This window comes from Pseudoalteromonas sp. Angola-4 (genome assembly GCF_028599265.1).
Lineage (GTDB): Bacteria > Pseudomonadota > Gammaproteobacteria > Enterobacterales > Alteromonadaceae > Pseudoalteromonas > Pseudoalteromonas atlantica.
On record NZ_JAQREK010000003.1, the window covers coordinates 436,863 to 448,888 of the forward strand.

At 39.8% G+C, this 12,026-nt stretch carries 15 protein-coding genes and 1 pseudogene; 5 read left to right on the plus strand and 11 right to left on the minus strand.

The genetic code is table 11. The annotated features are described in order from the left end of the window. Nucleotides 1–3 precede the first annotated feature (3 nt). Both PSH48_RS06665 and PSH48_RS06670 read right to left on the minus strand, forming a co-directional pair. Entirely contained in the window at nt 4–861 is an 858-nt protein-coding gene (locus tag PSH48_RS06665) for an immunity 49 family protein (RefSeq protein ID WP_273611167.1), read from the minus strand. A 310-nt stretch (nt 862–1,171) separates the two neighbouring features. After that, nucleotides 1,172–1,621 carry a hypothetical protein gene (locus tag PSH48_RS06670; protein WP_054981818.1) on the minus strand — a complete coding sequence of 150 codons (450 nt, stop codon included), beginning with the start codon at nt 1,619–1,621 and terminating at the stop codon, nt 1,172–1,174. A 285-nt stretch (nt 1,622–1,906) separates the two neighbouring features. Between PSH48_RS06670 and PSH48_RS06675 the strand changes: the two genes are divergently transcribed. Both PSH48_RS06675 and PSH48_RS06680 read left to right on the plus strand, forming a co-directional pair. Then, on the plus strand, nt 1,907–2,638 hold the full coding sequence (locus tag PSH48_RS06675) for a MauE/DoxX family redox-associated membrane protein (RefSeq protein ID WP_054981817.1): 732 nt from the start codon (nt 1,907–1,909) through the stop codon (nt 2,636–2,638). Nucleotides 2,639–2,744: 106 nt separating this feature from the next. After that, the gene (locus PSH48_RS06680) at nt 2,745–3,089 is read left to right on the plus strand and encodes a TonB family protein (protein ID WP_029771693.1); all 345 of its coding nucleotides are present in this window, start codon (nt 2,745–2,747) and stop codon (nt 3,087–3,089) included. Between the two features lie 67 nt (nt 3,090–3,156). Here the strand turns inward: PSH48_RS06680 and PSH48_RS06685 are convergent, their stop codons facing one another. From PSH48_RS06685 to PSH48_RS06720, 7 genes and pseudogenes are all read right to left on the minus strand, one after another. Beyond that, the gene (locus PSH48_RS06685) at nt 3,157–3,435 is read right to left on the minus strand and encodes a peptidylprolyl isomerase (RefSeq protein ID WP_004588770.1); all 279 of its coding nucleotides are present in this window, start codon (nt 3,433–3,435) and stop codon (nt 3,157–3,159) included. 108 nt (nt 3,436–3,543) lie between these two features. Continuing rightward, entirely contained in the window at nt 3,544–3,966 is a 423-nt protein-coding gene (locus PSH48_RS06690) for a hypothetical protein (protein WP_273611168.1), read from the minus strand. Nucleotides 3,967–4,158: 192 nt separating this feature from the next. Next, nucleotides 4,159–4,608: a DUF3592 domain-containing protein gene (locus PSH48_RS06695; protein WP_054981815.1), complete on the minus strand. Its 450-nt coding sequence runs from the start codon at nt 4,606–4,608 to the stop codon at nt 4,159–4,161. Between the two features lie 90 nt (nt 4,609–4,698). Next, nucleotides 4,699–5,013: pseudogene (locus PSH48_RS06700) on the minus strand (thiol-disulfide oxidoreductase DCC family protein); the annotation flags it as partial. Nucleotides 5,014–5,406: 393 nt separating this feature from the next. Further along, complete coding sequence (locus tag PSH48_RS06710) at nt 5,407–5,934, minus strand: response regulator transcription factor (protein ID WP_273611169.1); 528 nt, start codon at nt 5,932–5,934, stop codon at nt 5,407–5,409. Next, nucleotides 5,931–7,172: an ATP-binding protein gene (locus tag PSH48_RS06715; RefSeq protein WP_273611170.1), complete on the minus strand. Its 1,242-nt coding sequence runs from the start codon at nt 7,170–7,172 to the stop codon at nt 5,931–5,933. The genes PSH48_RS06710 and PSH48_RS06715 overlap by 4 nt, the downstream gene beginning before the upstream one ends. A 44-nt stretch (nt 7,173–7,216) precedes the next feature. Further along, the gene (locus PSH48_RS06720) at nt 7,217–7,621 is read right to left on the minus strand and encodes a nuclear transport factor 2 family protein (RefSeq protein WP_004588774.1); all 405 of its coding nucleotides are present in this window, start codon (nt 7,619–7,621) and stop codon (nt 7,217–7,219) included. Nucleotides 7,622–7,989: 368 nt separating this feature from the next. Between PSH48_RS06720 and PSH48_RS06725 the strand changes: the two genes are divergently transcribed. After that, the gene (locus PSH48_RS06725) at nt 7,990–9,069 is read left to right on the plus strand and encodes a ketoacyl-ACP synthase III (RefSeq protein WP_273611171.1); all 1,080 of its coding nucleotides are present in this window, start codon (nt 7,990–7,992) and stop codon (nt 9,067–9,069) included. 98 nt (nt 9,070–9,167) lie between these two features. Then, nucleotides 9,168–9,554: an SMU1112c/YaeR family gloxylase I-like metalloprotein gene (gene gloA2, locus PSH48_RS06730; protein ID WP_024031947.1), complete on the plus strand. Its 387-nt coding sequence runs from the start codon at nt 9,168–9,170 to the stop codon at nt 9,552–9,554. Nucleotides 9,555–9,571: 17 nt separating this feature from the next. Here gloA2 and PSH48_RS06735 read toward each other — a convergent pair whose 3' ends face one another. After that, nucleotides 9,572–10,933 carry a leucyl aminopeptidase family protein gene (locus PSH48_RS06735; RefSeq protein WP_273611172.1) on the minus strand — a complete coding sequence of 454 codons (1,362 nt, stop codon included), beginning with the start codon at nt 10,931–10,933 and terminating at the stop codon, nt 9,572–9,574. A gap of 82 nt (nt 10,934–11,015) precedes the next feature. Next, entirely contained in the window at nt 11,016–11,438 is a 423-nt protein-coding gene (locus PSH48_RS06740) for a hypothetical protein (RefSeq protein WP_024031949.1), read from the minus strand. A 104-nt stretch (nt 11,439–11,542) separates the two neighbouring features. Between PSH48_RS06740 and PSH48_RS06745 the strand changes: the two genes are divergently transcribed. Then, nucleotides 11,543–11,710 (plus strand): oxidoreductase-like domain-containing protein, encoded by a 168-nt coding sequence (locus PSH48_RS06745; RefSeq protein ID WP_004588779.1) that lies wholly within the window; start codon nt 11,543–11,545, stop codon nt 11,708–11,710. Nucleotides 11,711–12,026: the final 316 nt, after the last annotated feature.

Genomic DNA, 12,026 nt, shown 5'->3' on the forward strand with positions numbered 1-12,026 from the left:
AATTTAAGCATTTTCAAACTCTTTATAAATTAGCCACTTTGGCAGGTAAGGGGTGTCGGGCACTTGCCAACCATGTTTATCATAGGCAAGGCTAGCCACTGCGCTTATTAGCAGAGCTACATCGCCTGTCCACGTAACTGCGCCCTCAGGTGGGTCATTGTAGAATGTATAATGTAATTCATTAGCCTTGTAGATTGCCCGTTTATAATGAGCTTCATCGTTTGATAAAAGCGCTACCCACACATCCAAATAAGGCAAGAAAAGCATGTTCACATAAGGCGCTCTAAATTCATCAACATGCTCAGGGCCTGATTTTTCCATTACCTCGCGTAATAACACTGTTTGGTCCGCGTCTTGTACAAATATATTTCGCACAAAATTTAGGAGTGCGAAGTCAAGGGCGTCAGGGTACTCAAGCCAACTTTCTTCGCATCGACAGATTAGCTCAGTCGCATCAGCATCTCTTAAACACAGGGCTAAACTTAATTGCAGTAACCAATCATCAACCATGATTAAGCGATGTTCAGAATGACCTTCTAAGCAAAATACGTGATCTTTTAAAGTAAAAATATGGCGCTGCCCGGGGTTTGACACTAAATTATAGTGCGCATGTAATAAATCTAGGCCAAAGCGCATAATAGACGCGCCCTCAAGCCCTTTTTCTGCATTTTGTGCATGAAAGCTTAGACTTATACAATCCATTGCGTCAGAGTTTAACCGTGCCTGCGGCTCCTCATAAATCGCGGGCTCTAGCTCGAGATAACGCTGCCACCTATTGTTATAAGTATCTAAATGAATATGAAAGGCATTTTGCAAGTTCACTAATTTATAGTGGTCATTGTGGTACTTTAAATCGCTCATAACTGAATCTTTCCAATGGTGTAATTTGTCACGTCAAACGTTGGTTTTAAACTACTGCCAGTTTGAAACTTCTGTTGCACTTTACGAAATTCAATGTTATCAGAATAACTATCAAATGCTTGCAAAGTGTTGCCCAAGGCTTGTGTAAATAGGGTGGTCAGGTCTTTCTTTTTGACACTATTTTACTTACACGAGAATAGTGCAATTGAAAATAGTCACCAATCTCTTTCAAAGTGTCTTGTCCTGAAATCTGTTTACACATTTCAGGACAAGACAAGTTTAAAACTAAATAAGGCTGCACATTGTAGCCCTATTGGTTCTCAACTGTAATATGCAAATATTCGCCGCTGTAGTTGATTAAGTAATCCTTACTAGCGCAGTAATAGAGCGCCCCTGACTTGAGTATTTCCTCCTCAGTATTTTTAATTATTAACGCGCAGCGATGCGTATTTTCGAAAGTCTTAATCGATATTTCTAAAAAGCCTATGAGGGATTTATTATTTATTGTTACCTGCTCTGTTATTAAGTTTATTTTAATAACCCTAGCCAATCGAAAATATTTATAAACTATATACAAACTGGCTAAGCAGCTAATTGTCAGTATCATCTCCCCTGCTACTTTGTTAAAGCCACCTTCGTATGTTGGTAAATGAGTGAATAGACTAGTAAGCTCCCCTAACGCTAAAACGAGCCCTGCTAATATAGCGATAGCTCCTATCCCTACACCTTTAGATTTTATTAGCGTGACTGTATTTTTCATAATAATAGGTAGTTGATATTGCTTATGGTTAATTTCTAATATAGGAACATATCTACTATTTGTTCCTTTGCCACAATTAACATTACACGAATAGATTTTTACACTGGCATTATAAGTGCATTATTAGCAAAGAAAATTATTACATGCTCTGTGAGATAATTTTGTGCGAATGATAGGTAAAAATTACATTTATTTAGACCCTTTTTTCAAAGCGACCAACAATGTTGAAACCTACATTTGTACTGTCTGCACAAATAAATTAACTATTTAAAGTAAGGAGTACACATGGCTAAGTCAGCAACATTATACAGAATGGTAACTAATGAGCATATTTGCCCATTTGGACTCAAATCAAAAGATTTACTTAAGCGAAAAGGCTATAAGGTAGATGATAAGCCGCTGACTTCGCGCGAAGAAACCGATGCATTTCAACAAAAGTACAATGTTGATACCACACCACAAACATTTATCGATAACGAACGCATTGGCGGGTATGACGACCTGCGCGCTTACTTTAATAAATCGGAGCCTGGCCAACAAGGTACTACTTATACTCCCGTAACGGCCATTTTTGCTGTTACACTATTGCTTGCCTTTGCATTTAGCTACTCGACTGGCTTTGCACTTTTTTCAATGCATACAGTTATGCTGTTTGTCGCGTTAACAATGGGCGTACTGGCTATTCAAAAATTACGCGACTTATACAGCTTTAGTAATTCTTTTATAACCTATGATTTATTTGCGATGAAAGTAGTGAGATATGCTTATGTGTATCCATTTTTAGAAGCATTTGTAAGTATTGGCATGATTGCAGGGCTTTCAGCATATATTGTTGCACCAATTTCTTTATTTATTGGGGGTGTTGGCGCCGTGTCGGTGATTAAGGCTGTTTACATAGACAAACGAGAGCTTAAATGTGCCTGTGTTGGCGGAGATAGTAATGTACCGCTGGGGTTTGTCTCTCTGACCGAAAACCTGTTTATGATTGCGGCGGGTATCTGGATGTTTATTAAATAACCTTAATTCAGGTTAAATAATGGGCTTGATAACTAAGCGGATTATTTTACATGACTGGTATTTTAGTGTAAAAAAGGGGACTAACTAAATAATAAAAGGAATTAAAATGAAATACTTACTGTCTATAATTGCCGCTCTAATCATTACTGGCTGTACTACAACTCCACTTCAAGACAGTCCTACCGCAACAGTAAAATCAACAGTTCCCCCTAAATACCCTGTTGCAGAGGTACGTAACAAAACAGAAGGTTTTGTTACCATGTCTTATGATGTAGATAGTTATGGGCGCCCAAATAATATTAAAGTTATTAACGCTAAACCTGAACAAGTGTTTAATAGCGAAGCCAAACGTGCCCTATCTAAATGGCAATACTCACCTAAAGTTGTTAATGGTGTTGCTGTACCTGATAAAAACTTAGAAATGACAATTGAGTTTAATTTGGATAATTAATAATCGGGTAAGGTTATATCTTAAAGGCTGCAGTGTGCAGCCTTTTTAGTATTTGACAGCGAGCTTATTAAGTACGATAAAGCACTTTAATTACATGCCAGCCAAATTTAGTTTTAACTAAATGTGGCTCTAAAATAGCGCCATTAAAGGCTATTTTGTCAAACTGTGGAACCATTTGCCCACGTCTAAACTCACCTAAGTCACCGCCTTTTTTACCTGATGGGCACGACGAGTATTTTTTAGCTAAGGTTTGAAACTTGGCACCTTTACCTAATTGCTTAATAATGTCTTCTGCTATTTCTTTGTGTTTAACCAATATGTGGAGTGCGTGCGCTGTGCTTGCCATTTCAAAACCCTGATAATTTAAAACGCGGCGATTTTAGCACAGCCACCTAAACCTAGCATCTACTTATAGCTGACCAATCAAATAATTGGCGTCACCCAATAGCACGCTTTAATTCACAAAACCTGATATTTGGTCTAAGCAGCTATAGCTAGGGTCCGAGAGTGGGCTCAAGCTAGTTACTTTTCTAATTCGTGGTGCTTTACTTTTTTCATGACTGGCAATAAATCCCTCCACTAAAAGCATTCGATCACTACAATGCTTAACAAACCCCTCAGTTACATCACCGTAAAATGGGAATACTAAGTATTGCTTTGACATTTTTTCTAGAGCTGCACGATCTTCATAAAAATCAAGGTGTCCGTAATGTCCAACTAAGCACACTTTAGTTCCAACCAAATCATTTTGATTCTTAAACAGTTGACCCCATGATACTTTTTTACATTCTATACTTTCCTGTAAGGGAAATGCTTTTACAGAAAAGACCACAACCATTAAAGCTAACAATCTAGACATAGATATAAATTTTTTCATATTTGGATTCTATTAACTTTCCGGGAGGATTGCTCTATAACGCATCCGCACACTTTAAACTATGAGGCCAAAAACATTATAACCCCTTGATTTATATAAATTAACATCTCAATATTAGCAGCGATCAACCAAAGGCAAGAAGAAAAACCTAACCCAATTAGTTTTCTGCTTCTGCTAAGAGCCTTTTTAAAATCAGTTTTTTAATAACGTTCTTAAATTCACAGCTGAGAAAAATACCATAGCTATACACACAAACAACAAAAGATAAATACCGTAGCCTACACCAACCATTAGGTAGGATTTACTAGGCTCCTGAGGATTATAATAAACATTAACTTTATCCCTCGTTTGATATTTTTTAAGTTGTAAATCTCGCTCCGCTCTATCAAGCATAGAGTTGACGTTTGATACTCGATTTCCAACAAATAGCTTTTCATCAAGCATATAAGAGTATTCAACCTCTATAATATAGCGCTCTTGGTTATGTTGTATACGTAGTCCATTACTATAAATAACAGTACCCTCAACCATAGGCCAACTTTTCGTAGTCAGACCTTCTGAAACAACGGTTACTAAATATGCACTCCAAGCTAGTGAACTTAAAAGCATTACAACAAAAAAGACTCTACTTTTATTAAACATATCAGCACCTAATTTTTTGGGACTACACAATATATTTGTTTATGGAGACAATGATTCAACACGATAGTAAATTTCTTTACCTGCGATCAATTATAAATAATGTTTTGCATCATCTGGATTGGGTATTCTGCAATAGTTGTACTTGCCAAATAAGGTATAGCGGTTTAAAGCAATTTTGTCGTACAGCCAATTATTAAAGGTGTTGGGTAAAACACTAAATACAGTGGCTAATTTATAGGGGTAACCTAGCTGCTTTACCACTTCAAAAAAAGCATGACTTTGCGTGTACGCTTTGCCGTTTTGTAGGTAAACCATTGAGGCGTATTGTGTGGTTGAAAACCCAAAGTGAGTTAATAGCAGTGCACCTTTTGGGGACTGCACGCTGCACAGTTTAAAAATGGCAGTGGCATCGTTACTAGGGCCTGTTGACCTTTCAGGATTAAAATTTGTTCAATCTAGGGGCCATTTAATCGCGGCGCGAGGTTTGTAACCTAGTGGGCTAAGTAAAAACCGAGCAACAAAGAGTAAATGACCCCTAGGCAGAAACCCTTCGGGCAGCGCCTGTTTGGCATTTATGCTACGTTATCGCCTATTTATGGGGAACAACCACACTACATAGGCTCTGTCTTGCCTAATTACCAAACAGGCTGCTGCAAATTTAACCTCGAAAGATAAACAGGCCCTAATAATAAAATTACACCACGCACTACATAATTTGCACTGTGCATCGAATAATATAATTTTTTGATTACGCATTAATGTAGCCGCATCATCACTCATTTTATACCCCTTAAGCGGTTACTTCTGAACCGGCTTTTTTTGTAACTTACGCTGCAATGTGCGCCTATGCATATTGAGTTGCCGCGCAGTGGCCGACACATTACCGTTATTACTACGTAGCACTTGCTGAATATGCTCCCACTCTAAACGCTCTGGTGACATAACTGGTGTGGCAACATCACTAACATTTTGTGTATTTACATCTGCGTTTAGGGCCTTTAATAACGTGGCCATATCAACGGGTTTAGTAAGGTAGTCGTTAGCGCCTAAACGCATGGCCTCTACAGCGGTGGCTATGCTTGCAAACCCTGTTAATAATACAATATACGCTTGCGGTAATAAGCTGCGAAGTGGCTTAATTAAGGCAAGGCCGTTGTCGTTACCTAGTTTCATATCGAGCAAAATAAAATCTGGTAAGTGTTTACGTGCACTGAGTAATGCATCACTTTGGTTATGCGCAACTTCACAACTAAAGCCTTGTTTTGTTAAACGCCGAGCAAGTGTACTGGCTAGGTTTATATCGTCTTCAATTATAAGTAATTTCATGAAAGTGATTGCTCATTATTTGCTATGGCTAATTTTACTTTAGCCACTGCCCCGCCACCAGCGTGATTATACAAAGTTAACGAGCCGTTTAGTCGCTCAAACGTTACATTAGAAAGTAAAACCGCAAGCCCCATACCTTGGCTGCTAGGCATAAGTTGCCCGCCAAGCTCTGCTAATTGTGATTGGCTAAAACCGCTACCAAAATCACGAATTAGCAAATATATACTTTCACTGTGTTGATTATCTTGCTGCAAGTTTAGCTCTAACTGGGTTTGGTTATTTTTTTGATTAGCAATGCATGCATTTTGTAGCAAATTGAGAATAGCAGGCAATAGCATTGCATCACTTTTTAAGGTGACTGCTATTGGCTCACTTAACCAATTAATGTGCTGATCAGGGTATTGCAGTAATAATGTATCGGTGATCTGCGTTTGTAGCTGGTTTACTGTAATGTGCTCGGTGGTATTTTTATTACGAAGCTGAGCAGAGAGCTTTCTAAAGTCATTTAATTGCCTAGCACATTGCTTGAGCGGTGTTTGCATTTGCACCACGACAGGGTTATTTGGCTGCTCTTCTAAAAGCTCTTCAAATAGTAATTGTAAGTTAGCGATAGGACTGGCTAGTTGATGGGTTATTTGCGCAGCTGCGCCATCTAGGGTTACCAGTTGCTCGTTGCGCAATTGCTGCTCGCGAGCTTTAGCTATTGTGCGCTCTCGCTCCTTTAATGCTCTACTCATAGCGCCAATAACCAAAGCGATAACGCTTGCACTTAAAACAAAGTTAACCCACATGCCTATAAAATGCCCGCTCATATTCATTTGATGCATACTGTGATCGGGCATTCTAATGAGTAAAAAACTATAAGCGGCAATTGCCAGTACGGCGATATAAGCGAGTCCTTTTTCACGAAGGGTGACCGCTGCAATCATGATAGGTAGCAATAATAACGATACAAACGCATTGGTTGCGCCGCCACTTAATGAGAGCAAAATAGTTAAAAACAGCACATCCGCAGTGAGCTGCATTAACATCCCTATAGGGCGCGCTTGGCTAACATTTCGATAGGCGAATACGCTTACTAATTGAAATATCGCCTCTATAGCTATTACCAATAATAAAGGGAGTAACGCTATTTGGTGTTCTAATAAAAAATACACGCTTAGTACAGCAATTAACTGCACAGCAATAGCACCACTTCGCAGCATTAAAAGGCGACTAATGGTCGGGTCGGTTTGCATAAACAAGGTGTGATGTACCTATAAAATTTAATACGTTAAAAAAGTTAATCTTCATCCATTGATATAGTAAACAGCGCGCACGGGGTCCCTTGATGAAACACCATTTTCCATTGTTCATTACTTTTACGCCAAAGCGACATACGTAAGGAGTAATTAAACTCACTTCGGGCTGAGCGCCTATAAGCCGCTTGGTAACTAATTTGTGCGACATCATCGCTAAGCATTCGCCCTTTAAAGTGCTGATTATAAAACTGCGGAACAACCTCGGTAGGTAAACGTGTTAGTACGTGCTGCTTATCAAATACGGTGCCATTAGCTGCAATTTCAATAAACTCATCATCAAGTAAGGCATTTAATGCATGGCTTGATTGACGAACATCAGGGTCGAGCAACTGTCGTTCGGCCTCAATCAAGTGATTAAACAACGACACTTTTATTTTATTGCTCATGGGCTTCCTTATTATGTATGCAATTGCCACGTGTTTGTGTGTTTATACGTTAAACGGGCAGTAATTAATAATATCGGCTTACTTTAATTCACTCAAGCTAACAGCTTGAACGCAGTGCCATAAACGCAAGCCACTTACGTTTAAGTAAAGCTGCAAAATCATGCACTATTCAATTATATGCTGTTTAACACATCGCTACGTATAGTTTTAATACTTGCTTACTCTTTAAACAAGCTTTACGTTAAATTGCCCACAATTACTATTATTTACGAGACAAAACAGGTTAATAACTTCTCTTAAAGGGCAATTTTTGATATAACTCACCCATTAGCAATACACGTCAGACCACCTTTTTAAGAGAACACACTATGGCCTACGCACATATTACTGGTTGGGGTAAATGTATTCCACCAGCAAGCATTAGCAACGATGAAATTAGCGAAATAGTTGATACCAACGATGAGTGGATCACCACACGTACTGGTATTAAATCTCGTAGGGTTAGCCATGTAAGCACTGCAGAACTTGCAACCGTTGCCGCAAAGCACGCCATCGATTGTGCAGGGATTGACGCAAAAGATATCGATTTAGTTATTTTAGCAACGTGTACCCCTTCTACTGTGGTGGCCAATACCGCCTCTTTAGTACAAAAAAACATTGGTGCGACCGGCGCTGCAGCTATGGATACCAATGCTGCGTGTTCTGGTTTTTTATATGCCCTTCAGGCAGCTACCGCTCAAATTCAGGCGGGTATGATTAAAAAAGCCGTGGTTATTGCTGCAGAGCGCATGACCTGGTATGTAAACTGGGCACGCCGTGACAGCGCTGTATTATTTGGTGATGGCGCAGGCGCAGTAGTACTAGAAGCCGCAGATACACCCGCAGGCCTACTTGGTACTAAAACCGGTTGCGACAGTGAAGACAGAGACATTTTGCATATCACCAACTTTGGTAGTGATTTAAATAAATATGAGCCAATTGGCCCATCGGACTTACTGTTTGAAGGCCGTGAAATTTTCAAACGTGCCGTTAAAGGTATGAGCGAAGCGTGTGATGATGTATTAACGCAAGCCAACCTAAGCCTTGATGACATTAACGTATTAGTGCCACACCAAGCTAACTTACGTATTATTCAAGCAATTCAGCATCGTTTAAAAGTGCCGGATGAAAAAGTAATGGTAAACATTGCTGACTACGGTAATACCTCAGCCGCTACGATTGCTATTGCGTTATGTGGAGCCGTAGAGCAAGGCTTAATTAAGCCGCATTCAAATATTATGTCGGCAGCGTTTGGCGCAGGTTTAACGTGGGCAGCAAGCTATATAAAATGGGGCGAGCGTGTAACGCCGATTAAAGTAAGTGATGCAACTTTGCCACCGTGTGAGCTAACAGGCCTTGAGCTTGTAGCCCCCGCAGTTAAAGCCTGCAAAGACGCTGAGCCTAGCTAAAAGTTTTAAAAGCACATAAAAATTAAACGCACTTTTTAGTGCGTTTTTGTTTTTTTAGAAGAACAAACTCATGGAGCTAACTACATGGAACTAACTATATGGAACTATTAGGCATTCATCATGCTGCTGTTATTTGCAGTGACTACGCCCGCTCTAAGCACTTTTATAGTAACGTACTTAAACTTAAAGTTATTAACGAGCACTTTAGGGCCGCGCGTAATTCGTATAAATTAGATTTAGCGATGCCTGATGGCAGCCAAATAGAGTTATTTTCGTTTGATGGAGCACCTGCAAGACCAAGCTACCCAGAAGCGCAAGGCTTAAGGCATTTAGCATTTAAAGTTAAAAACGTTGCCCAAGCAAAGCAGTATTTAGAGTCACAAAATATAACTGTGGAAGAGATAAGAGTGGATGAAATAACCGGCAAAAAATTCACCTTTTTTGCCGATCCAGATAACTTACCGCTTGAGTTATACGAGGTATAACCCTCGTATAACAAGGTTTATTTAAAGCGGCTTTGCAAGTAATTAAATACTGCACGAATACCTAACGCTTCGCCGCCAGTTGGGCGACCAGGTAATGCACGTAAATTCCACGCCATTACATCAAAATGTACCCAGGGTGTGGTTGGCTCTACAAACTCTTTTAAATAAAGCGCCGCGGTAATTGCACCACCAAATGGTGTGCTGGCACAGTTTGCCATATCGGCTACATCGCTCTTTAAAAAGCTTTTGTACTGATCAAATAAAGGCAATTGCCATACTGGGTCGCTTACATCCATACCGGCATCAATAATACCATTTGCTACATCGCGCTCTGTTGAGAAAAAGCCCGGCAGCTCAGTACCTAAAGCAACACGACAAGCACCGGTAAGGGTCGCAAAGTCAATAATTAGCTCAGGGTTATCGTTTTGTGCCTCGTTAAGCGCATCACACAATACTAAACGCCCTTCTGCGTCGGTATTGTCTATTTCTACCATAATGCCTTTACGCGTTTTAATTACATCACCTGGGCGAAATGCATTTCGCGATACCGCATTTTCAACCGCAGGCACTAAAACACGCAGTCTAATTGGTAAATTAGCCGCCATAATTAGCTGCGCTAAAGCAATAACGTGCGCTGCCCCGCCCATGTCTTTTTTCATGTTACGCATGCCCGAGCTTGGTTTTAAATCAAGCCCGCCAGAGTCAAAACATACCCCTTTACCGACTAAGGTAATAAGTGGTGCGTTTTCATCGCCCCATTTTAAATCAAGTAAACGCGGTTTATTTTCGCTCGCGCGCCCGACCATGTGTATTGTTGGGTAATTTTGCTCAAGTAGCTCATCGCCAATCCACTGGGTAAATTCACCGTTGTAATTATTGGCTAAATCTTCCATTACTTGCGATAAATGCTGCGGCATCATATCTACCGCAGGTGTGTTTACTAAATCACGCGCTAAATAAATGGCATCGGCTTGTTGCTTAATACGCTGATACAGCGCTTCATCGGCAATGGCTAATTGTGCTTTGGCCGTTGGTTTTTCTTTATATTCACTAAATTCATAGCCGCCTAACACAAAACCAAGCGCGACTTGCTCTATAAAGGCATCATCGCCTTGAATTTGATACGTGCCCAGCGGTAATTTATTGGCAAGCTCGCCTGCGGCCCAAAAATCATTTTGGCTTTGTAATATACAATAAACGTGGCTTAGCTCACCGGTTTGCGCGTCAGGCACAAGCGCTAAACCTTGCTTCTCAAAGCCGCTATTTGTTAACCATGTTTGGATAAAAGCCGGTTGTTGTGATTGCCAGTCAGTTAACTCGTTTTTAAGAATAAAAGATAAAGGAATACCAGAAGAAGTATGACGAAGTAATGCACTCATTGAAAAGCTCACATAATAAAAAATGGTAGCTCAAAGCATACCAATAAGACCGGCTAAAAGGTATAGCTAATTTTAGCCAGATTTATTCTTTATTTGGCGCTTTAGTGTGTTGTTTTAAATCCTCTTTAACTATTTCAGCGTCTAGCTCTTTAACTGGTTTATTAATGTTAAACGAGCTGGGCAATACATCTACACCTACCATTCTGCCTAGCTTTACAACCAATGGAATAGTAATAGGGGCAAACGGCAGTACGGCAAATACACCTAAGCCAAGCCCTTTTAAAATATCTACAAACTGCTCATTAGCACGCTTTAACTCTTCTTTGCTGGTTTGCCCTTGCGTGTAACGCCTATAAATGGTGAGCATTTCTATGGTTTCTTGCCTTTCTTGCGCAAGAGCAATTTTTAGCGCCACCATTGCACGACGAAAGCGAAGCTGTTGGCGCTTTTTACTAATTTTAACTACCCGCCAAGGCGCACGGTGAATAACTTTATATAATCGCATACCCTTTATTTTCACACATAAAGGGTTTTACACAAGAATAATTTACTTAATACGCCCTATACTTTACTCTTTTGCACCATAACAGTGCTCACAAGCTCATTTTTATGCAAAACAAACAAATAATAGTACTCCTCAAACCCCAAAAACCACAGCCTGATGAATGCTGCGGCGGAGGTAGCTGTAGCCCTTGCGTGTGGGACGAATACAGACAAAAATATCGTGACTGGCAAGCGCAAAACACACCACCTGCCTCACAAAAAGAAACAAGTTGATAACATCCACCCACCCACTTCGCGCATTAAATCTTCGCAAAAGCGATAAAACCGCACTTTATTAGTTCAAATTAGTTACATACTGCACCATTGTTGCAAATATATTTTATTTTGAACTTTTTGTTATTAAAGAGTTAATTATTAATTGCCCTGAAAGTTTTTTATGTATAGTCTGTACATAGGACTTCACATGAGGTGGGCTTTTAGCTTTAAGAAGTCGAGTAGGTTGACTCTTTATCCCCATGTGAATACGTCCAAAATTATAAATAAGTAATGTTAATTACTGCATTACGTACAAAATATATTCTAACTGGGG

Excerpts from the sequence above, each read along its gene's own strand:
- PSH48_RS06690 (WP_273611168.1), bottom strand. The coding sequence starts at position 3,966 with ATGAAAAAATTTATATCTATGTCTAGATTGTTAGCTTTAATGGTTGTG.
- PSH48_RS06745 (WP_004588779.1), top strand. The coding sequence starts at position 11,543 with ATGCAAAACAAACAAATAATAGTACTCCTCAAACCCCAAAAACCACAG.
- PSH48_RS06670 (WP_054981818.1), bottom strand. The coding sequence starts at position 1,621 with ATGAAAAATACAGTCACGCTAATAAAATCTAAAGGTGTAGGGATAGGA.
- PSH48_RS06710 (WP_273611169.1), bottom strand. The coding sequence starts at position 5,934 with ATGAAATTACTTATAATTGAAGACGATATAAACCTAGCCAGTACACTT.
- PSH48_RS06695 (WP_054981815.1), bottom strand. The coding sequence starts at position 4,608 with ATGTTTAATAAAAGTAGAGTCTTTTTTGTTGTAATGCTTTTAAGTTCA.
- PSH48_RS06685 (WP_004588770.1), bottom strand. The coding sequence starts at position 3,435 with ATGGCAAGCACAGCGCACGCACTCCACATATTGGTTAAACACAAAGAA.
- PSH48_RS06665 (WP_273611167.1), bottom strand. The coding sequence starts at position 861 with ATGAGCGATTTAAAGTACCACAATGACCACTATAAATTAGTGAACTTG.
- PSH48_RS06725 (WP_273611171.1), top strand. The coding sequence starts at position 7,990 with ATGGCCTACGCACATATTACTGGTTGGGGTAAATGTATTCCACCAGCA.
- PSH48_RS06735 (WP_273611172.1), bottom strand. The coding sequence starts at position 10,933 with ATGAGTGCATTACTTCGTCATACTTCTTCTGGTATTCCTTTATCTTTT.
- PSH48_RS06740 (WP_024031949.1), bottom strand. The coding sequence starts at position 11,438 with ATGCGATTATATAAAGTTATTCACCGTGCGCCTTGGCGGGTAGTTAAA.
- PSH48_RS06680 (WP_029771693.1), top strand. The coding sequence starts at position 2,745 with ATGAAATACTTACTGTCTATAATTGCCGCTCTAATCATTACTGGCTGT.
- PSH48_RS06720 (WP_004588774.1), bottom strand. The coding sequence starts at position 7,621 with ATGAGCAATAAAATAAAAGTGTCGTTGTTTAATCACTTGATTGAGGCC.
- PSH48_RS06675 (WP_054981817.1), top strand. The coding sequence starts at position 1,907 with ATGGCTAAGTCAGCAACATTATACAGAATGGTAACTAATGAGCATATT.
- gloA2 (WP_024031947.1), top strand. The coding sequence starts at position 9,168 with ATGGAACTATTAGGCATTCATCATGCTGCTGTTATTTGCAGTGACTAC.
- PSH48_RS06715 (WP_273611170.1), bottom strand. The coding sequence starts at position 7,172 with ATGCAAACCGACCCGACCATTAGTCGCCTTTTAATGCTGCGAAGTGGT.